Here is a 17,745-nt window from a genome sequence, read left to right as displayed (position 1 = left end):
GCCGAATGAACGCCGAAAATTCCGCGAAATCCATCACCACGCCGAACCCGGTCGACGTAGCCATATTGCACTACCCCGGATTCGACCTCGATATAGGGCGCGGCGAACTGCGAGTCGAAGGACGGCCTGTCGCGCTCAGACCGAAGACCTTTGCGCTATTGCAGCATCTGGCGCGCCATCCCGGTCGCCTGCTTGGCAGAAACGAGCTCATCGAGGCCGTGTGGCGCGACGTTATCGTCACCGACGATTCCCTGGTTCAGTGCATCAGCGAATTGCGCGCGGCGTTGGACGATCGGAGTCAAAAGTTGATCCGGACGGTGCCGCGCCGAGGCTATATTTTTGACCTCCGGCCCATCGAGTCAATTTCCGGCGAAGGCTCGGACCTGACAGCACCTTCACAATCGCTGGCGTTCGATGGTCAAGTCTACATGCCGGAATCGCTTCACGAAGCGGTGCCTGAGCAGTCTCCCTATGATTTCACCAATGTAGCCGCAACCAATAATCTGCCGGTCCAGATGCCTCCGCTCTATGGGCGTGCGGAAGACGTCGCCGCGCTGGCGCGTTTGCTGGAGGTTTCCCGGGTCGTCAGCGTCGTAGGCCCCGCAGGTATCGGAAAGACACGGTTAGCGCAGGCAGTGGCGTACGAGCTGCGTAATGACTATGCGGACGGCGTCTGGATTGTCGAACTGGCGTCGCTGGCGGACGGCCTGTTGCTCGTGCCGACCGTGGCGCGCGTGTTGGGGCACCAGATAGCGCTCAGGGAAGGCGGACTCACATCGCTGGTGCAGTTGATCAAGGATCAGAGACTTCTGCTGTCGCTGGACAACTGCGAGCATCTGCTGGAACAGGCAGCGGACTTGATCACGCAGATCGTGGCCGACGCACCGGGCGTGCGGGTGCTGGTCACAAGCCAGGAACCGTTGCACATCGATCAGGAGCAGATCTTTCGACTCGACGCGCTGGCAGTGCCCGCGAACGCAGACGCGGCCTCTGCCCCCGGTTTCGGCGCTGTCCAACTGTTCGTCGCGCGCATACAGGCCGCCGATCCGAAGTTCACGGTCGATAGCGGGAACGTGAGCGATGTGGTCGAGATCTGCCGGCGGCTCGATGGAATTCCTCTGGCGATTGAGTTCGCCGCAGCGCGGGAACCGCTCCTCGGCGTGCATGGTCTGCTGCGGCGGCTCGACGAGCGGCTGAGGCTGCTGGCGGGCGGAAATCGAACTGCGCCGCCCCGCCATCAAACTTTGCGGGGGGCAATGCAGTGGAGCTATGAGCTGTTGAGTGCGCCCGAGCAAACGGTGTTCGATCGGCTCGGCGTGTTCATGGGCACCTTCTCGCTTGAAGCCGCACAGCGCGTGGCGAGCGACCAGACAATCGATAGCTGGGCAGTCATCGATCACCTCGCCTCACTCGTGGACAAATCGCTCGTGATGGTTGAACGGGGGGAGATGCCGCGCTACCGGCTTCTCGAAAGCAGCCGGGCCTTCGCATTGGAGCGGCTAGCCATCACTGGCTCGCTCGACGCGACGCGCCGGCGCCACGCCGAAGCACTGGCGCAGATCCTGACCGGAGACGATCTCTTTGAGGAGCCCCTGGCGCGGATGCGTCGCATCGCGCCTGACCTCGACAACGTACGCGCGGCCGTGGCGTGGGCACTCGGGCCGACGGGCGATCGCCAGATCGCGGTCGAACTTGCGGCGGCCACCGACATGCTATGGGATGCGCGAGGCGTCAACGACGAAGGCGCGCGGCTGTACCGTACGATCGAGCCCTGGGTGGACGAGTCAACGCCGCCTCGACTGGCAGCGCGCTTCTGGTTTGCCGTCGCTGGTCTGCGCATGCGCACGGAGGCGAAACACCAAGCCGCTTCGGCCCTCAAAGCCGCTCGACTATATCAAGGCCTGAACGACCGATTCGGCGTATTCCGGTCCTTGACGTTTGCTGCGCTTTACTTTGCCGTTATGGCCGATCGCGACGCGGCGGCAGCAGCCCTTGCTGAGGCGCAAGCCCTGTCCGACGACACGTGGCCGTCGTGGTTGCAAACGTCCCTCGCTTATTGCAGAGCACTGTTCGCAAACCTCATCGACCGCAAGCCGGATGAAGCGAGAAGTCTTGTCAATGCGGCGTTGCAGGGCCATCGTCGCGGCGACAGCTACTTCGGAGACCGCTGCGAACTCCTGCTTCCCAGCCTCGACATCGCGCAGGGTGACTATGCGTCGGCGTTACGGCGATGTAACGATATCCTTGACAGTTCGAGTGTGAGAGAGAGTGTGCAACTGCGATCGCAAATCCTGCTTATGCGCGGCGCGGCGCTCGTTCATCTCGGTGACGTCAAGGCAGCTGAACTTGCATTGGCGAGCGCTTGCACGCTATTGATGCATACATTCGGTCCGACTACCTATCCCTACTCCTATGTGGCGCTTCTACTTGCGCGGCAGGGCCGTCTCGTCGACGCCGCGAGGACACTTGCCTGGATCGACAACCGCCAGCTACAGGCAGTCCGCGATTGGTTTCCGCCGATTGCGGTATCCAGCTACGAGGAAGCGCGAACCATGGTCGACTCGGCTTTCACGCGAGAAGAATGCGATCGACTTGCGAGCGATGGGGCGCGGTTAAGCTTCGAACAAGTGACTGCAATGGCATTTCCGGGGCGATAGAGCGAAAACGGCGCACATGAATGTCGGCAGGCGTCGAACAACCCTCACCGCCAGTCGCCGTCGTCGCTGCCGCTTTCGGGGAATTTTCGGATTTCATTCGGCCTCTGGTCGTGCAACCTGACGACCTCCTCTTCTAGTCTTCACATTGGATCTTCATACGCCACTTCTACGCGCGATTGTCGCAACGGACTTCGCCACTTCAGGAGCTAATTGAAATGAAGGCAAACTTAAGCGCATTGGCACTGGGCGCGTCCCTGACAGTTTCTGTCAGCCCGGCATTGGCCCAGACGTTCGATATGCCCAAGGCAGGTAGCACGACCTACACGTCTTACGCGCTCAATCACGAACTGGCCACCGTCGACATGGGCGATCAAGGCTCCGGTTCGTTGATCGAGGGGTTCGGTATCACGCGTAATTCAATCGGCCAAAAACCGTTCGATCGTATGTCGGTCCACTGTCTTTTCTATGAGGGCGCACGAGGCGACAAATACGATCTGAAAGGTGCTTGCACCGAAACCGACGTGGACGGTGACAAGATCAACGTCACCTTCGAAACAGACACTTTTACGTTGACTGGAGGTACTGGAAAGTACAGCGGAATTAGCGGTACAGGGACGTTCTCGGGGAACGTATTGCACGCGCCCGCCACCGGCACGCATGCGGTCGAGGTGACGAACAAAATCACCTGGAAAATGAAGTAAGCGTCGTCGAGACAAATAGCTAAGGAACTGGTAACAGCCCGCGCGGAGGCCAGCCGGCTGCTCGATCCCGCTACTGTCAGCAATCCGCCAGGCTTGAGCAGCAGATCACGTGTCCCGGCCGCAGCGACAGTACCCAAAAAATGCACAAAGACTAAACGGATGCTCCAATAGTTGAATCTCCTTAACAGATATCTCTACAACGCAGACCTCTTCCCAAGCCGGTCAGACGCCGATGGGCAACGGGTCGTACGTGACCCTGGAACTTGGTGACAAATTCCGGCGAGCGCCATCAGCGACCGCGTGCTCCGTCCCGCTTTGCGCATCGACCGCCGCGGGCCGCTACTTATTAATCTTCCAGCTCACCTTGTGGTCCACCACATCTGCGTGTGTGCCCTCCGCCGGCGGCCTAAGCATATTTACCGTGAAGCTGGCAGCCCCGGTGATGCCCGTATACTTTCCAGTCCCGCCGATCAGCGTGTGTGTGCCCACCACGAATGTTGTGAAAACCTTATCGCCGTCGGCATCCATTTCAGTGCAGGCTCCCTTTGCCGCATCTGTGCCTCCGTGCATGCCGTAATAAAACACACAATGGACCGACATGTTGTCGAAGATCTTTTGGCCGCTCGTGTTCCGCGTAATTCCGAAGCTTTCAATTATTTCATCATTTCCTTGGTCATCCATGTCAATGCTCGATATCACGTGATTGATATAATATGTGACATAACTCGTACTGCCTTGTTGTGGAATTTCAATTTTCTGCGCCGACGCCGCACTGGTGAGAATTGATAGGATGACTGCCAAACCTTTCTTGCAATTCGTATTCATCTCAGGCTCCCTTTGTTCACGTAATCGCTTATTGCACGCCTGCTTCGTACCGCGGTCCGGAGCACTAAATATAGTGCCACTCCTTGGGTGAAGACCAACACGTTCACGTTCGTCGAAATCTCTCCCGAACACTTATGTAAAACACGCGTGGTCTCCTATATGGAGCGAGGCTGATGATTCATCGCTGCGTTTGTCCAGTCAGCGGAGCAGCGCGTGGACTGGCTGACCGCCTTTGCCTCTGCTGCTCCCGCGAATGGCTTAAGCCGCCGCTACTTGAGGGCGCCTGACGATACCTGCATATCGTCTTCGCCGAACGCACGCATCAACGACGTGCGGACGTTGCCGAGTCCGGCCAGTACGAGCCTGATGCGGGTCGCGGTTTCGCTTGCGGTTGGCTTCCCTGTACCCGGCTAGCTTATCGACCTACGAGTCGCACTGCCTGTTGAAGCCCGCAACGTCGATCATCGCTTCCAGTCGGACAATTGGCCGACGAACTTCCATCCTTGATCGGCCACCCAAACATAGGTGAAGCCCGTGGGGCCGTCGATGAAAACGCTCATGGGCCGCCTCGAACTTGACGCTTCCTGTTGTCGCTGCGTCGATGCGGGTGTGATTCGCGCTTCCTTCTGCTTCGATGGCTCGGCGTGGTCGTCAAGCCGCCAGCCGTCTTCGTCGACGTAAGTAAGTCGCGACGTCCCACCTGACGGTGTTATCAGTTTGAGGGTAAGTGGGACGCCGTCGACGTCCGCTGGCTGGGTGCCGCGCGATCCGGTACTCACCGTCACAGATGAATCTGAACCGGCCACGGCGACGCGCTCTCCGGACGAAGCGGCAACGCCTGCGTGGCATGCAGCTTCGAGCGTCATGAACGCTGCGAAGGCAAACGCCGCACGGCTAATTTGAGGGATTTTCATGTTGAGTACCTCCTGGGCGCTCGCGCTGGAGGGACAGTCCATTTCTGTTATCTGGACGTTGAACGGCCGCGCGCATTTTGTAGGCACGGCGTGACCGGAGATCAGACTTTCTACGTCCTGTTCAGTCCAGGAGCGGCCGTCCCTTGATGATCTTCACTATTGACCGAGCCGTCGTCGAGCAAAGGCGGCAATCTGGGCGGTGCCCCACGAGGAGCCGTCTCAGTCGCAGGCATTGGCACGACCAGCATAGCCATGGGGGAGTCGAGCCGCACGAAGGTATGCCGAATAAAAGCCGAAATTGTGCCGAAAGGCGTGCCCTCGACGATGGCATGTGGAAGGCAATCAATTCGATTGATCAAAGATGATCTGCCCTTCAGGCGGGAGCGCATATCGACGTCGAAGACGACGCTAATCCGCGCATACGGACCCGCTTTGACAGCTTTCGCAAGCCGACCATCTACCCTCTGCCGGTCGTGCAGCACATGTTAGCCCCCTCTAGCGCAGCGCGGGTTGCCGGTGTCCTTTGGAATTACTGCCAGCTCTTCTTTCGGAATTCGCGTGGGCCTGCCAATATATGGAAAGGCGTCGCCGTAGTAGCGGATCTCAGCGGGTATCTGTTCAGGATCGAGTATCTCTGATATGAGCCCCGGACTCTGCATCTGATGATCGCATGCTCGCATTTCTACGTCGCCCAAAATTGCTGCAAACCTGGCTCCCTCCCAGGTCTGAATCAACCTGGCAGTATCCAGAGTGCCTGCACGCTTTATCACGTCACCGAGCCAGAGAATCGCGCTTACCGTGTGAATAACGGCGGCGTTCGGATATTTATAACTGATCGGCGCGTCAGGATAGTATTCTCGCCATTCCCGGATGAACGCTTTGTTTTCAGGTGTGTCGAGTGTCACCTGGTAAGCGTCTGCGGTTATATGACCGACGGCTGCCCCCTGTACTGCTTGCAATACTATCGGGTCGTTGAGATAGAATCCACCCGTCTTCACCTTCCACCCCAAGGACTTCCCCTGTTGAAGCAGCAGACGGAGATCCTGGCCCCAGTCCCCTGTGATGACGACTTCGGCGCCGGACGCCATGATCTTGGTGACGTACGGAGCGAAATCCTGCACGTTTTGAAGCGGGTGGTATTCCTCCCCGACAATGCTTTGATTGGGCGCCTTCATCCTATCAAAAGCCTTTTTGAAGCCCTCCGCGAAAGCATGCCCGAAATTGTAGTCCTCGTTCAGAAGATAGAATCGCGTGGGCTTCTGCTTCGCCATTCTCGTGAAGTACAAAGCGAGCATTCGTGAGTGCATGTCGGTGTTAAGGCAGCATCGAAAGGTTGTATCCTGGAACTCTTCGCCCGTAAGTTCAGCCGCCTCAGAAGCGTACGTGACGAATATCTTTCCATTCCGATTGGCAATCTGAGAAACCGCCTTCGCTACCGCCGACCCCGGCCCAACAGCGAGAACTTCCACCTTTTCACGATAGAGCAGATCATTCGCGCGGCGAGTGGCGACGTCAGGTTTGAGTTCACTATCCGCCGGCACGATCTCCACCTGCCGCCCAAGCACCCCACCAGCCCGATTGAGCCTGTAAGCACCAAATCTGGCGGCCGCGACGAAAGTTTCTCCAACATATGCTATCGGACCCGACAGTGGTTCGATCACACCGATCTTGATGGAACTATGCTGACTCCAGGCAGGGCGTGCGGCAATCCACGGTCCGACAGCAACGGCCCCAGCCGCGGTTACGCCTTTGATGAATGTGCGCCGACCCGTTCGAATGTTCATGCTTAGCCTCTATGAAGACGCAACTACCCCACCTGAAGTGCGGACTGTCATAACTGCGGATATCGCTTTCTGACTTGATCGTCCGTCATCAAATCCACTGCGCTACCAGCAAAGACGACCCGTCCTTTCGACATCACGTCAAATCGGCTCGCTCGAGACAGCGCGAGGTCCGTCGCCTGATCGACCAGCAAGATGGCCGTACCGTCATGATGTGCCACGCTAAGTATTCCCTCAGCTTGAGTAACGATCGCGGGAGCGAGCCCTTCGGTTGGCTCGTCCACTAGTAGCAAGCTCGGGTTGCCCATTCGCGCTCGACCAGTGCAGAGCATTTGCCGTTCGCCGCCGGACAACGTACCGACTCGCTGTGCATCACGCTCTTGCATGCGAGGAAAGAACTCATAGACGCGCTCCAACGTCCAGCGGCTCCTGTTTTTGACGCAGGTTCAAGGCATCCGATCAATATTTTGAACAGCGTCGTCTTGCCTGCGCCGTGCAGTCCGATAATGGCGTGCAGCTCACCCGACAAGACCTTCGGGTCGATTCCTGCCGACACACGAAGCTCCGAAAAATCGTGATGAATATCACGAAGTTCGAGCGAGGGTTTCATGGCTGCCCTCTCCTGGGTGAACGCCGCAGGCCGATCAGGCGCTGGATTGGACCTGCTTGCCCGACAATGCCAACGATACCGGTTCGCATGAACAAGGTCAGAAGAACGAAGAGCAGACCGATCACGAACGGCCAGTGCTCGGTGATACTCGACAGCCAGTTTTGAAGCAGAATATATGCGGCTGCGCCTAGTAGAGGACCAGCGAGCGTTCCTGTACCACCGAGAAGCGCCATCAACACCACCTCCGTACTGGTATTGAAATCCAGTGCTTCAGGCGAAACTAGTTGTTGAAAACTCGCAAAGAGTCCCCCCGCAACCGCTGCTAAAGAGGACGCAATGGAAAAGACGATCAACCTTGTCACGAAAACGTTGTAGCCAAGGAACGCAGACCGCTCGTCGTTTTCACGCACCAACACGACGGAGTTTCCCAATGGTGTGCGGGTGATGTGCCATATCGCTACAATGCAAAGAATCACGACCGTCAGTTCAAGCCAATAAAAGTGCTGCGGCTGGTTCATGTGCAAGGCGAATCCACCGGGCAAGCGAAAATCCGGTGGGCGGACGCTCAGACCGTCGTCGCCCCTCGTCACCGTTCGCCATTTCAGTGCCACTGCAAAGAGAAACTGGTTGAAGGCCAGTGTGAGCATCGAGAAAGACGTCCCTCGAGCACGCACACAAAAGACTCCCACAATCATCCCTAAGCATGCTCCAGCGAGCGCGCAACCGATCAAAGTAAGCGGAACTGGAACGTCACCCAGGAACTTCCATGTCAGACCGGCTGCGTAACCGCCTACTCCAAATGCGGCCGCATGGCCGAAGGAAAGCATTCCACCATAACCGAAGAGAAGATTGAAGGATGCAGCAAAGAGGCCAAGGTAAAGTATCTCTATGACAATTCGCAGGGAAGTGATGTCCAGAATCAGAGGTAAAAGATAGAGCGCCACGAGCGCTGAGATCCATCCGACGAGCAACATCACGGCTTGTCCCCGAGGAGACCTTGTGGCCGGACTATCAGCACTGCTGCCATAAGAAGAAATTGAAAAATGAGCGCAAACTGTGGAAACAACAGTATTCCGAAAGACTTTAGCTGACCGATCATTAGGGAAGACATCAGCGCTCCAGCAAGCGACCCGAATCCACCGATAACGACAACCACGAAAGTATCGACAAGAATTGCCTGGCCCATCGACGGATCGACCTGCAGAAACGGCGCGGCGACAACTCCAGCGATAGCAGCCAAAGCAGAACCCAGGCCAAAGACGGCAGTCATCACAAAGGAAGTGTTGACGCCCAAGGCACTCACCATTTCCCGATCCGAAACAGACGAACGAATAACGATGCCAAGCCGTGTACGTTTGAGGACAATTCCCAACAGCACGCAAATCAGAGCTGAAAATGCCAGGATGAACAGGCGATATATCGGGTATTGACCACCCAACAGGGGAATCGAGCCAACTAGAAGCAAAGGTGTTGGAACCTCTAACGTATAGTTGCCCCAGATCCACCGCGTTGCTTCGGATACCATGTAAAACAGACCGAGAGTCAAAAGCAATTCGTGTTCGTGTCCATGACCGCGAATACGACGCAATAGCCCAGATTCCACTCCGGCGCCAAGCAATCCCACGGCGGTTGGGGCGATGAACAATGAAAGCCAGAAGTTCTGCGTGACCGCGACAACGGCATAGGTGAGATAAGCGCCTAACATATAAAAGGCAGCATGTGCGATGTTTATAACGCGCAGCAGCCCAAAGATGAGTGTCAGTCCGGACGCAACCAGGAAGAGAAGCATCCCGTAGACCAGACCGTGCAGGGCCTGCATTGTGTAGAGACTGACCATGTCACCAGTGACTCATCTTCAACCGGTCATTATGCGGATTAAGCGACCAACGTCGTGGCTTCCTCCGTTCAGTGACGCTTTCTCTTGTATTGGTCGAATGTCACTCAAAAGTTAAAGCGCAGGGACTGAAATGATCCGGTTAATCGCAGTGTTAAAGATCGCACAAACGGTTAGCAGTCCCGCAAGATCGGTCTTGCGAAAAATCCAACGACCTTTTGTTTCTTGCCAACAGCACCGACAAGCAACGGAAGCTATCTACTTATGATAGGCGATGGGACTTGGCAACGAGTACGGTTTACAAGTTGAAATCGGCCAATCCGCTCATCGCATCGAGATCGGGGCGTTTTGCCATTCTTCGTCGTCCAGTTACTGTCATCGGTTGGGCAGTGGTCTCCATCTGCGAATCTGAAGCACGTCTTCCACTAATAAATGCGTTTTCGCCGAACCGACTGCAATCGTCGCGGCGTTGTTGGTCCTGTCCTGCGCGACGTTCGGTTCAGGGCGGAACCCAGCGCGCTGCCTGTGAAGGGAACGGGCACGCCAGTCAAATGCGAGCTTTGCGGCGATGAGCGGGGAGTCGAAGCTTGCTCGGCTCGAAGGTTGCAGTGACGATCGACCGGGCGCTTGAGTCGGTCGCCGACCGACACATCATCGAGGAATCGGAACACAACGCTCGAGAGCGGAAGCGACGCGTCCGAAAAGGCATCAAACACTGGCGGCGAAACTCTCGGCATCATATGCTCCACCAATGAAAGGGTAGTCAGGGAGGCGTCAACTCACACGACGATTGGCCGAATGAACGCCGAAAGATCCCCGAAATCCATCACGACGCCGGATTCCGCCAGCGGCGACGTCGTGGCTGTGCTGCATTACCCGAGATTTGACATCGATAAAGCGCGCGGCGAACTGAGAGTCGCGGGACGGCCTGTCGCGCTCAGACCGAAGACCTTTGCGCTATTGCAGCATCTGGCGCGCCATCCCGGTCGCCTGCTGGGCAGAAACGAGCTGATCGAGGCCGTGTGGCGCGACGTTATCGTCACCGACGATTCCCTGGTTCAGTGCATCAGCGAGTTGCGCGCGGCGTTGGACGATCGGAGTCAAAAGTTGATCCGGACGGTGCCGCGCCGAGGCTATATTTTTGACGTCCGGCCGATCGGGTCAATTTCCGGCGAAAGTTTGGATCTGACAGCACCCTCCCAATCGCAGGCGTTCGATGAAGAGGACTGCGTGCCGGAATCGGTTCACGAAGGGACGCCTGAGCAGGCTCCTTGTGATTTTGTCGATGTGGCCGGGAAAAGACGCGCGGCTTCGAACACCGGAGAGGCCGGAGAAGAGCTCACTTCCCTCGCAAGATCGACCAGGGCGACCAATAATCTGCCGGTCCAGATGCCTCCGCTCTATGGGCGTGCGGAAGACGTCGCCGCGCTGGCGCGTTTGCTGGAGGTTTCCCGGGTCGTCAGCGTCGTAGGCCCCGCGGGCATCGGAAAGACACGGTTAGCGCAGGCAGTGGCGTACGAGCTGCGTAATGACTATGCGGACGGCGTCTGGATTGTCGAACTGGCGTCGCTGGCGGACGGCCTGTTGCTCGTGCCGACCGTGGCGCGCGTGTTGGGGCACCAGATAGCGCTCAGTGAAGGCGGACTCACGTCGCTGGTGCAGTTGATCCGGGATCAGAGTCTTCTGCTGTTGCTGGACAACTGCGAACATCTGCTCCAACAGGCAGCGCATCTGGTCACGCAGATCGTGGCCGACGCACCGGGCGTGCGGGTGCTGGTCACAAGCCAGGAACCGTTGCACATCGATCAGGAGCAGATCTTTCGTCTCGACGCGCTGGCCGTGCCCGCGAACGCAGACGCGACCGCTGCCCCCGGTTTCGGCGCTGTCCAACTGTTCGTCGCGCGGATCCAGGCCGCCGATCCGAAGTTCACGGTCGATAGCGGGAACGTGAGCGATGTGGTCGAGATCTGCCGGCGGCTCGATGGAATTCCTCTGGCGATCGAGTTCGCCGCGGCGCGGGAACCGCTCCTCGGAGTGCATGGTCTGCTGCGTCGGCTCGACGAGAGCCTGAGGCTGCTCGCGGGCGGCAATCGAACCGCACCGGCTCGCCATCAAACCTTGCGGGGAGCGCTGCAGTGGAGCTATGGGCTGTTGAGTGCGCCCGAGCAAACGGTGTTCGATCGGCTCGGCGTGTTCATGGGCACCTTCTCGCTTGAAGCCGCACAGTGCGTGGCGAGCGACCAGACCACCGATAGCTGGGCAGTCATCGATCACCTCGCCTCACTCGTGGATAAATCGCTCGTGATGGTTGAACGTGGGGAGGTGCCGCGCTACCGGCTCCTCGAAAGCAGCCGGGCCTTCGCATTGGAGCGGCTAGCCATCACTGGCTCGCTCGACGCGACGCGCCGGCGCCACGCCGAAGCACTGGCGCAGATCCTGACCGGAGACGATCTCTTTGAGGAGCCCCTGGCGCGGATGCGTCGCATCGCGCCTGACCTCGACAATGTACGCGCGGCCGTGGCGTGGGCACTGGGGCCGACGGGCGATCACCAGATCGCGGTCGAACTTGCTGCGGCCACCGACAGGCTATGGGATGCGCGAGGCTTCAACGACGAAGGCGCGCGGCTGTACCGTACGATCGAGCCCTGGGTGGACGAGTCAACGCCGCCTCGACTGGCAGCGCGCTTCTGGTTTGCCGTCGCTGATCTGCGCATGCGCACGGAGCTAAAACGCGAGGCCGCTTCGGCCCTCAGAGCGGCTCGACTATTTCAAGGCCTGAACGACCGATTCGGAGCCTTCAGGTCCTTGACGGTCGCTGCGCATCAGTTTGCCTTCCTGGCCGATCGCGACGCGGCGATAGCAGCGCTGACCGGAGCGGAAGCCCTGTTGGACGATGCGTGGCCATCATGGCTGCAAACGTCCGTCGCGTATTGCAGAGTGGTTTTCGCCTATTTCATCGACCGCAAGCCGGATGAAGCGAGACGACTGGCCAATGCGGCGTTGCAGGGCCTTCGTCTTGATCACAGTTTCTACGGAAACCGCTGTGAAATTATGCTTCCCGCCTGCGACTTGCTGGAAGGCGACTTTGCTTCTGCATTGCGGCGATGTAACGATATTCTCAACAGATCGAGTGTGACAGAGAGTGTCCAACTGCGGTCGCATATCCTCAGTTTGCGCGGCGCGGCGCTCGTCTATCTCGACGACTTCAAGGCGGCTGAACTTGCATTGCGGAGTGCTTGCACGCTGTCGATGCACGCACGCGATCCGATGGCCTGTCCCTACTGCCATGTGGCGCTTCTACTTGCGCGGCAGGGCCGTCTCGTCGACGCCGCGAGGACACTTGCCTGGATTGACAACCGCCAGCTACAGGCAGTCCGCGATTGGATACCGCCGATGGCGGTATCCAGCTACAAGGAAGCGCGAGCCATTGTCGACTCGGCATTCACGCGAGAAGAATGCGATCGACTTGCCAGCGAAGGTGCGCGGTTAAGCTTCGAGCAAGTCACTGCAATGGCATTTCCGGTAGTTCAAAGCGGAGTCGCCCGATGAATCACTGGCTCGATCATGGCCATGCCGTTTGTGGCCGCGCACTAGTCACCCTTGACTTCAACCTCGATGTTGTTCAAAACGCCATTGAGCGAAAAGCGGTACGGCGTTGCCGGAAACAGGCGGCGAATCGCTATCACAGCGTCCCATTACCTTTCGTCTCGGGTTGACCCGTCGCGGTCGATGGAAGAGCCGCAGTTGCAGGAGCAGGTATCCGCCGGCGGATTCAGCCGGTCGCACGGGTGCTGATCTCGCATTTCGGCTTCTGCCTAACTCTTTGTCCTGCAACGTTTTGAGAAGCATTGTTGCTATCAACCGTTTGATAGCGCCTCGATAGCGCACTCCACAAGGTTCTCAATAGTCCCGTCGTTCAGAAATCCGTCCTTGATCGCACGATGATCGACAAGCGGCGGTTGTCGCCCGAAAAGCCGTTCGATCCATTCCACAGGGGCGAAGTCGATCCCAATCCTGCCGAATCGCTTTGCAAGTGCGTCGACGATCTGATTCACGCGCAAATGCAAAACCGGAGGTGTCCAGAAACGTCCAGCATGCAAGCCGTCCGACGGCAGCCGCGCCGCATGCAGCAGGTTTTCCACGCAACAGGCTCGCGACATCCACCACGCCGTTGCCGTTGGCGACACCGGACACTTATACGCCTCATGTGCCTGCGCAGTCCGGAAGATCTCACTCATGAAAGCCGAGCCGTGTCCGACGGAGCGCTCCTTGCGCGCTACGATTCCAGGCAGGCGCAGCGAACGGCCGTCCAACTTGCCGCGCCGCGTCCAATCAGCGAGGACCAGTTCGCCGGTCAGCTTGTGTACGCCATAGCTGATCGTCGGACAGGGCGCGGTGTGCTCGTCAATGAACGCCGGCAACGATTCACCATAGACGGCCACGCTGCTGGCAAAGACAACGCGCGCCACACGACCGTACTCCTCTGCCTGCATTGCGAGCCGGTCGAACAGCCTCAACGTACCCCATAGGTTCACGCGGTCGCCTTCGTCGGGGTTACGTTCCGCCTGAGCGCCAGGCATGCTCGCGAGATGAAAGACGACATCGACGGGCTTCAGAAGCAGTCTTTCAAGCGTCTGCGAATCGCTAAAATCGCCGGCAAGCGACGTAACACGGGCATCGTCACGCGTCAGGCCAGGAGACTGATCGACCAGTACCAGCTCCGACACATCGCCCGCTGCTGCGATGCCCTCGCGCAGCAGCCGTTCGACAAGCGCGGTCCCAACGAATCCGCCCGCCCCCGTCACCAGCACTCTCAAGTCTTCTCTCCTCGTTCCTCACTGCGCGGCGCACGCACCACCCGCTGATCGATCGCCCCGAACGGTGCGTTACCCGCCTCGTCGCGAGCCACCATCCTCACCCGCTCGCCGAAGCGCATGAAGCCCGTGCGCGCCGCGCCCTCGTCGATCATCTCGATCACGCGCCGCTCGGCGATGCACGCCGAGCCCGCACGGCGATCCACGTTCGACACCGTGCCGGACCCGACGATCGAGCCCGCGGCGAGACTGCGCGTACGCGCGGCGTGGGCAATGAGTTCGCCAAAGCTGAAGTTCATCTCGCGGCCATGTGGTTGACCAAACCAGTTGCCATTCCACTCGACATGCAGGCTCAGATGCACGCGGCCGTCGCGCCAGCCGTCGCCGAGTTCATCAGGCGTGATGGCGACGGGCGCGAACGACGTAGAGGGCTTGGCCTGCAGAAACCCGAAGCCCGTTTTCATTTCGCGCGGCCCGAATGCCCGCAGACTCCAGTCGTTGATCTGCACGAGGAGGCGGATACGCTGCATCGCATCCGAAGCCGAAGTGTCCATCGTCACGCGATCCACGACGACGCCGAATTCGCCCTCGAAATCGATGCCAGCGGCCTCATCAGGCAACGGCACATCGCATGACGGCCCGAGGAAATCGTCGCTGGCGCCCTGGTACATCACCGGCACGGTATCGAACTCGGGGATCGGTGGCGTGTTGAACGCCTGCTCCATCAGCCGGCCGTGGTTGAGAAAGGCGGAGCCATCGCACCACTGCGGGCTGCGCGGCAGCGGCGCAGCGCACGCGGCCGGGTCGAAAGGGCGCGCTTCGGGCACGCGCGCGCCGTTCAGATCGTCATAACGCGCCTGCAAGGCTGGCGCCACGTCGGCCCAGCGTTCCAGTGCGTCGAGCAGCGTTCCCGCTATCGGCGCGGCCTCCACGGCATGGCGCAGGTCGCGCGACACCAGTAGCAAGCGGCCATCCTTGCCGCCATCGGGCAGGGTTGCGAATTTCATCGTGGTCCTCGTTGTGTGGATGCTTCGAGCGCCGCCGCGATTTCCGGGGCGTAGGCGCCGTCGACGAGCACGAACAACATCCGGCACGGACGGCCGGACCGGTTCGCCCAGGCATGGTTCGTCCCGCGCTGGATCACCACACTGCCGGGCGCGAGCGCGACCTCGGCAGCGTCGAGAACCAGCGTCATTTCGCCTTCGATCACCACGCCGTAGTCGATCGACTCCGTGCGGTGCATCAGCGGATGCGGCGAGTCCGTGCTTACCGTTGACGCTTCAGCGTCGCCAATCTGGCTGAACGCGTCGTGCATTCTAGCCGCACCATGCGCAAGAAACTCGGCCGTATCGGGCGGAATATCGACGAATCGCATCCGCGTACCCTGCTTCGGCGGCGGCAGCATCAGCGCGCCGACGGTCGGGTCCGCGCCGTTGTCCAACCGCGCAGGTGTTGCCGAGGTCGACCACACTTCGTGGAATACGGTGCCGGGAATCGCGGCGATCTGCGCCACGTTCGGCAGTGCGCCATCCGACACGACAACCGCCTGGCCGTTGGCGTCGTGGCCGGTCACCACGCGGCGAATTGCACGAAAGCTCACGGCATGGCCTCCGTGGCTTCAAAGATCGCTACGGCGCGCGTCCAGCCGGCAGAAGCGCCGCGAATCTTGTGAGGGAAGCAGCTGATCACGAAGCCGGTCGCCGGCAGCACTTCGAGGTTGTGCAGCTTCTCCAGGTGGCAATAGCCGATATCCCTCCCCGCCTTGTGACCTTCCCAGATCAGCGACGTATCGCCAGTTTCCGAAATCTTCTTCGCTGTGTAGGAGAACGGAGCATCCCAGCTCCACGCGTCGGTACCCGTCAAGCGCACGCCACGCTCCAGCAGGTACATGGTGGCCTCATAGCCCATGCCGCACCCGGAATTGACATAGTCGGCATGGCCGTATCGCGACCCCGCACGCGTGTTGACGACGACGATATCGAGCGGTTGCAGCACATGGCCGATGCGCGCGAGTTCAGCTTCGACGTCCGCGGCTGTCACGACATAACCATCAGTAAAATGTCGGAAATCCAGCTTCACGCCCGGTTGAAAGCACCATTCCAGCGGCACCTGATCGATCGTAATCGAAGGTCTCGCTTCGCCGAGGTCCGCATCCATGGTCGAATGGAAATGCCACGGCGCGTCGAGATGCGTGCCGCTATGCGTGGTCAGCGTGACCCATTCCGCAGCGGCGGCCTCGCCATCGGGATAGTCCTCGGGTTTCGTGCCCGGCAGCATCGCCATGAATTCCGGCAGCGTATCGGCGTGCTTCTGGTAGGTGATCTTCGGCGCAAGCGGCGGCGGATCGGAGAGTACTTCGTTCTCCAGATAGATGGATAGATCGATAAATCGGCGTACTGGCTTCATGCTCAGACTCCTGCGGAATTTGGACGGCGCTCGAGACGCGAGAAGCAATACACTGCAGCGGCGGCGACCAGTATTGCTGCCATGCCGAGGCTGCCGTAACCGGATTGCTTGACCAGCGTGCCGCCCAGAACCGGGCCGATTGCCGCGCCCGTCATCAGCATGGCGGGTGTCGCCGCGACAGCCCGGCCAGTGCTGTCGATGCGGGCCAGCATGCCGAACGCGAAGGTGTGCGTGAAGATCATGACGGCCGCAAAAACCGAGGTGGCCGCCGCATACGGCGCGAACGCCGCGCTTTGCGTGATGATCAGTGCGAGCGCCGCCTGCACCACGGGCCCCGCCTGCACGACCCTGCGGCCCGGCACGCGCAACTCCAGCAGCCCGGCTACCGGCGCGGGAAACAGATTCACGACGCCCAATGCGATCAGCGTGGTCGTCACCGCCGTCAAGCCGAAGCCACGATCGAGGCCGATACGCTGGACGAAGCTGAATAGCATGGCCTGAGTCAGCGCCATGCAACTCACGCCGGCCATGCCGAACCACACCGCGCGGTCGATACGGGGCTCGTCGGCTGTCGCTTCGCCCCGGCCCGCACGGAGCGACGGAAACGCGAGCACGCACGCGATGGCCGCCACTGCCATGACACCGGCGAAAACGCGAAACAACGTGGGCCCGCCGTGCAACGCGATCATCCCCGGCGTGAGCCCGAGAAATGCAATGGCAAACACGCCAAGCGCGAGGCCCGCGATCGCAAACAGCCGATGTGGATTCGCGCTGCGTCCGATCGTGCCGTGCGTGAAACTGAGCCCGCAGCCCACCGCGATGCCCGCGACGGCATGCAGGAGCGCCATCACCGCAAAGCGGTCTGTCGATATCATGCCGGCAAACGCGAGCGCCGCGACACCAAAGCCGATGGTCGCCGCCGCCCTTGCACGCGAGCGGTTCAGGCGCGGGGAAAAGAACAGGCTGCTCGCCACGGCACCGGCGAGAAACAGCGTGGCAAGCAGTCCCGCCTGTTGCGGGTCGAGATGGTAGGCGCCAATCAAGGTGCCAACCCATACCGGCAACGCGACCAGATCGACCATGCCCGCGCAATGCGCAACCATCAGAGCGAGCGTGCCCGTCACGCCGAGGCGTGCCGACGCGCCGTCCGCGGTGTGCTGGTCCGTCGGCGTCGAGGTGGAGAGGTTCGTTTGCATCGTGCCT

The 17,745-nt window shown here is 59.8% G+C and carries 16 protein-coding genes; 4 read left to right on the top strand and 12 right to left on the bottom strand.

Going from position 1 to position 17,745, the window contains the following annotated elements; all coding sequences use genetic code 11:
• The first annotated feature begins 5 nt into the window (after nt 1-5).
• On the top strand, nt 6-2,657 hold the full coding sequence (locus L0U81_RS17970) for an ATP-binding protein (protein ID WP_233804889.1): 2,652 nt from the start codon (nt 6-8) through the stop codon (nt 2,655-2,657).
• 215 nt (nt 2,658-2,872) lie between these two features.
• On the top strand, nt 2,873-3,358 hold the full coding sequence (locus L0U81_RS17965; protein WP_233804888.1) for a hypothetical protein: 486 nt from the start codon (nt 2,873-2,875) through the stop codon (nt 3,356-3,358).
• 339 nt (nt 3,359-3,697) lie between these two features.
• On the opposite strand, the gene L0U81_RS17960 is transcribed toward L0U81_RS17965, so the two are convergent.
• The 7 genes from L0U81_RS17960 to L0U81_RS17935 all read right to left on the bottom strand — a co-directional run bounded on the left by L0U81_RS17960 (nt 3,698) and on the right by L0U81_RS17935 (nt 9,325).
• A complete protein-coding gene (locus tag L0U81_RS17960; protein ID WP_233804887.1) occupies nt 3,698-4,183 on the bottom strand; it encodes a hypothetical protein in 486 nt (161 codons plus the stop codon).
• Nucleotides 4,184-4,644: 461 nt separating this feature from the next.
• The gene (locus L0U81_RS17955) at nt 4,645-5,097 is read right to left on the bottom strand and encodes a hypothetical protein (RefSeq protein ID WP_233804886.1); all 453 of its coding nucleotides are present in this window, start codon (nt 5,095-5,097) and stop codon (nt 4,645-4,647) included.
• Between the two features lie 485 nt (nt 5,098-5,582).
• Nucleotides 5,583-6,881 carry an ABC transporter substrate-binding protein gene (locus L0U81_RS17950; protein WP_233804885.1) on the bottom strand — a complete coding sequence of 433 codons (1,299 nt, stop codon included), beginning with the start codon at nt 6,879-6,881 and terminating at the stop codon, nt 5,583-5,585.
• Nucleotides 6,882-6,928: 47 nt separating this feature from the next.
• Nucleotides 6,929-7,264, bottom strand: a complete 336-nt coding sequence (locus tag L0U81_RS33835) for an ATP-binding cassette domain-containing protein (RefSeq protein WP_442793429.1) — start codon at nt 7,262-7,264, stop codon at nt 6,929-6,931.
• Nucleotides 7,162-7,488: an ATP-binding cassette domain-containing protein gene (locus L0U81_RS17945; protein ID WP_233804884.1), complete on the bottom strand. Its 327-nt coding sequence runs from the start codon at nt 7,486-7,488 to the stop codon at nt 7,162-7,164. The genes L0U81_RS33835 and L0U81_RS17945 overlap by 103 nt, the downstream gene beginning before the upstream one ends.
• Entirely contained in the window at nt 7,485-8,462 is a 978-nt protein-coding gene (locus L0U81_RS17940; protein ID WP_233807819.1) for a branched-chain amino acid ABC transporter permease, read from the bottom strand. The genes L0U81_RS17945 and L0U81_RS17940 overlap by 4 nt, the downstream gene beginning before the upstream one ends.
• Complete coding sequence (locus L0U81_RS17935) at nt 8,462-9,325, bottom strand: branched-chain amino acid ABC transporter permease (protein WP_233804883.1); 864 nt, start codon at nt 9,323-9,325, stop codon at nt 8,462-8,464. Before L0U81_RS17935 ends, L0U81_RS17940 begins: the two co-directional genes overlap by 1 nt.
• 795 nt (nt 9,326-10,120) lie before the next feature.
• Here L0U81_RS17935 and L0U81_RS17930 point away from each other — a divergent pair.
• Together L0U81_RS17930 and L0U81_RS17925 are read left to right on the top strand one after the other, a co-directional pair.
• Nucleotides 10,121-12,871 (top strand): winged helix-turn-helix domain-containing protein, encoded by a 2,751-nt coding sequence (locus tag L0U81_RS17930; protein ID WP_233804882.1) that lies wholly within the window; start codon nt 10,121-10,123, stop codon nt 12,869-12,871.
• Nucleotides 12,868-13,038 (top strand): hypothetical protein, encoded by a 171-nt coding sequence (locus L0U81_RS17925; protein ID WP_233804881.1) that lies wholly within the window; start codon nt 12,868-12,870, stop codon nt 13,036-13,038. Before L0U81_RS17930 ends, L0U81_RS17925 begins: the two co-directional genes overlap by 4 nt.
• A gap of 141 nt (nt 13,039-13,179) precedes the next feature.
• On the opposite strand, the gene L0U81_RS17920 is transcribed toward L0U81_RS17925, so the two are convergent.
• From L0U81_RS17920 to L0U81_RS17900, 5 genes are read right to left on the bottom strand one after another with little or no spacing between them, the layout of a single operon-like run.
• On the bottom strand, nt 13,180-14,139 hold the full coding sequence (locus L0U81_RS17920) for an NAD-dependent epimerase/dehydratase family protein (protein ID WP_233804880.1): 960 nt from the start codon (nt 14,137-14,139) through the stop codon (nt 13,180-13,182).
• Nucleotides 14,136-15,143, bottom strand: a complete 1,008-nt coding sequence (locus tag L0U81_RS17915) for a fumarylacetoacetate hydrolase family protein (protein WP_233804879.1) — start codon at nt 15,141-15,143, stop codon at nt 14,136-14,138. Before L0U81_RS17915 ends, L0U81_RS17920 begins: the two co-directional genes overlap by 4 nt.
• A complete protein-coding gene (locus L0U81_RS17910; protein ID WP_233804878.1) occupies nt 15,140-15,736 on the bottom strand; it encodes a cupin domain-containing protein in 597 nt (198 codons plus the stop codon). The genes L0U81_RS17915 and L0U81_RS17910 overlap by 4 nt, the downstream gene beginning before the upstream one ends.
• Nucleotides 15,733-16,542 carry a cyclase family protein gene (locus L0U81_RS17905; protein ID WP_233804877.1) on the bottom strand — a complete coding sequence of 270 codons (810 nt, stop codon included), beginning with the start codon at nt 16,540-16,542 and terminating at the stop codon, nt 15,733-15,735. The genes L0U81_RS17910 and L0U81_RS17905 overlap by 4 nt, the downstream gene beginning before the upstream one ends.
• A gap of 2 nt (nt 16,543-16,544) precedes the next feature.
• The gene (locus tag L0U81_RS17900; RefSeq protein WP_233804876.1) at nt 16,545-17,738 is read right to left on the bottom strand and encodes an MFS transporter; all 1,194 of its coding nucleotides are present in this window, start codon (nt 17,736-17,738) and stop codon (nt 16,545-16,547) included.
• Nucleotides 17,739-17,745: the final 7 nt, after the last annotated feature.

This window comes from Paraburkholderia sp. HP33-1 (assembly GCF_021390595.1).
GTDB lineage: Bacteria > Pseudomonadota > Gammaproteobacteria > Burkholderiales > Burkholderiaceae > Paraburkholderia.
This window is presented reverse-complemented; position numbering and strand designations above follow the sequence as displayed.

Bases quoted from the DNA above. Each gene is read 5' to 3' on its own strand.
- L0U81_RS17970 (WP_233804889.1), top strand. From the start codon at position 6: ATGAACGCCGAAAATTCCGCGAAATCCATCACCACGCCGAACCCGGTC.
- L0U81_RS17965 (WP_233804888.1), top strand. From the start codon at position 2,873: ATGAAGGCAAACTTAAGCGCATTGGCACTGGGCGCGTCCCTGACAGTT.
- L0U81_RS17960 (WP_233804887.1), bottom strand. From the start codon at position 4,183: ATGAATACGAATTGCAAGAAAGGTTTGGCAGTCATCCTATCAATTCTC.
- L0U81_RS17955 (WP_233804886.1), bottom strand. From the start codon at position 5,097: ATGAAAATCCCTCAAATTAGCCGTGCGGCGTTTGCCTTCGCAGCGTTC.
- L0U81_RS17950 (WP_233804885.1), bottom strand. From the start codon at position 6,881: ATGAACATTCGAACGGGTCGGCGCACATTCATCAAAGGCGTAACCGCG.
- L0U81_RS33835 (WP_442793429.1), bottom strand. From the start codon at position 7,264: ATGCAAGAGCGTGATGCACAGCGAGTCGGTACGTTGTCCGGCGGCGAA.
- L0U81_RS17945 (WP_233804884.1), bottom strand. From the start codon at position 7,488: ATGAAACCCTCGCTCGAACTTCGTGATATTCATCACGATTTTTCGGAG.
- L0U81_RS17940 (WP_233807819.1), bottom strand. From the start codon at position 8,462: ATGTTGCTCGTCGGATGGATCTCAGCGCTCGTGGCGCTCTATCTTTTA.
- L0U81_RS17935 (WP_233804883.1), bottom strand. From the start codon at position 9,325: ATGGTCAGTCTCTACACAATGCAGGCCCTGCACGGTCTGGTCTACGGG.
- L0U81_RS17930 (WP_233804882.1), top strand. From the start codon at position 10,121: ATGAACGCCGAAAGATCCCCGAAATCCATCACGACGCCGGATTCCGCC.
- L0U81_RS17925 (WP_233804881.1), top strand. From the start codon at position 12,868: ATGAATCACTGGCTCGATCATGGCCATGCCGTTTGTGGCCGCGCACTA.
- L0U81_RS17915 (WP_233804879.1), bottom strand. From the start codon at position 15,143: ATGAAATTCGCAACCCTGCCCGATGGCGGCAAGGATGGCCGCTTGCTA.
- L0U81_RS17905 (WP_233804877.1), bottom strand. From the start codon at position 16,542: ATGAAGCCAGTACGCCGATTTATCGATCTATCCATCTATCTGGAGAAC.
- L0U81_RS17900 (WP_233804876.1), bottom strand. From the start codon at position 17,738: ATGCAAACGAACCTCTCCACCTCGACGCCGACGGACCAGCACACCGCG.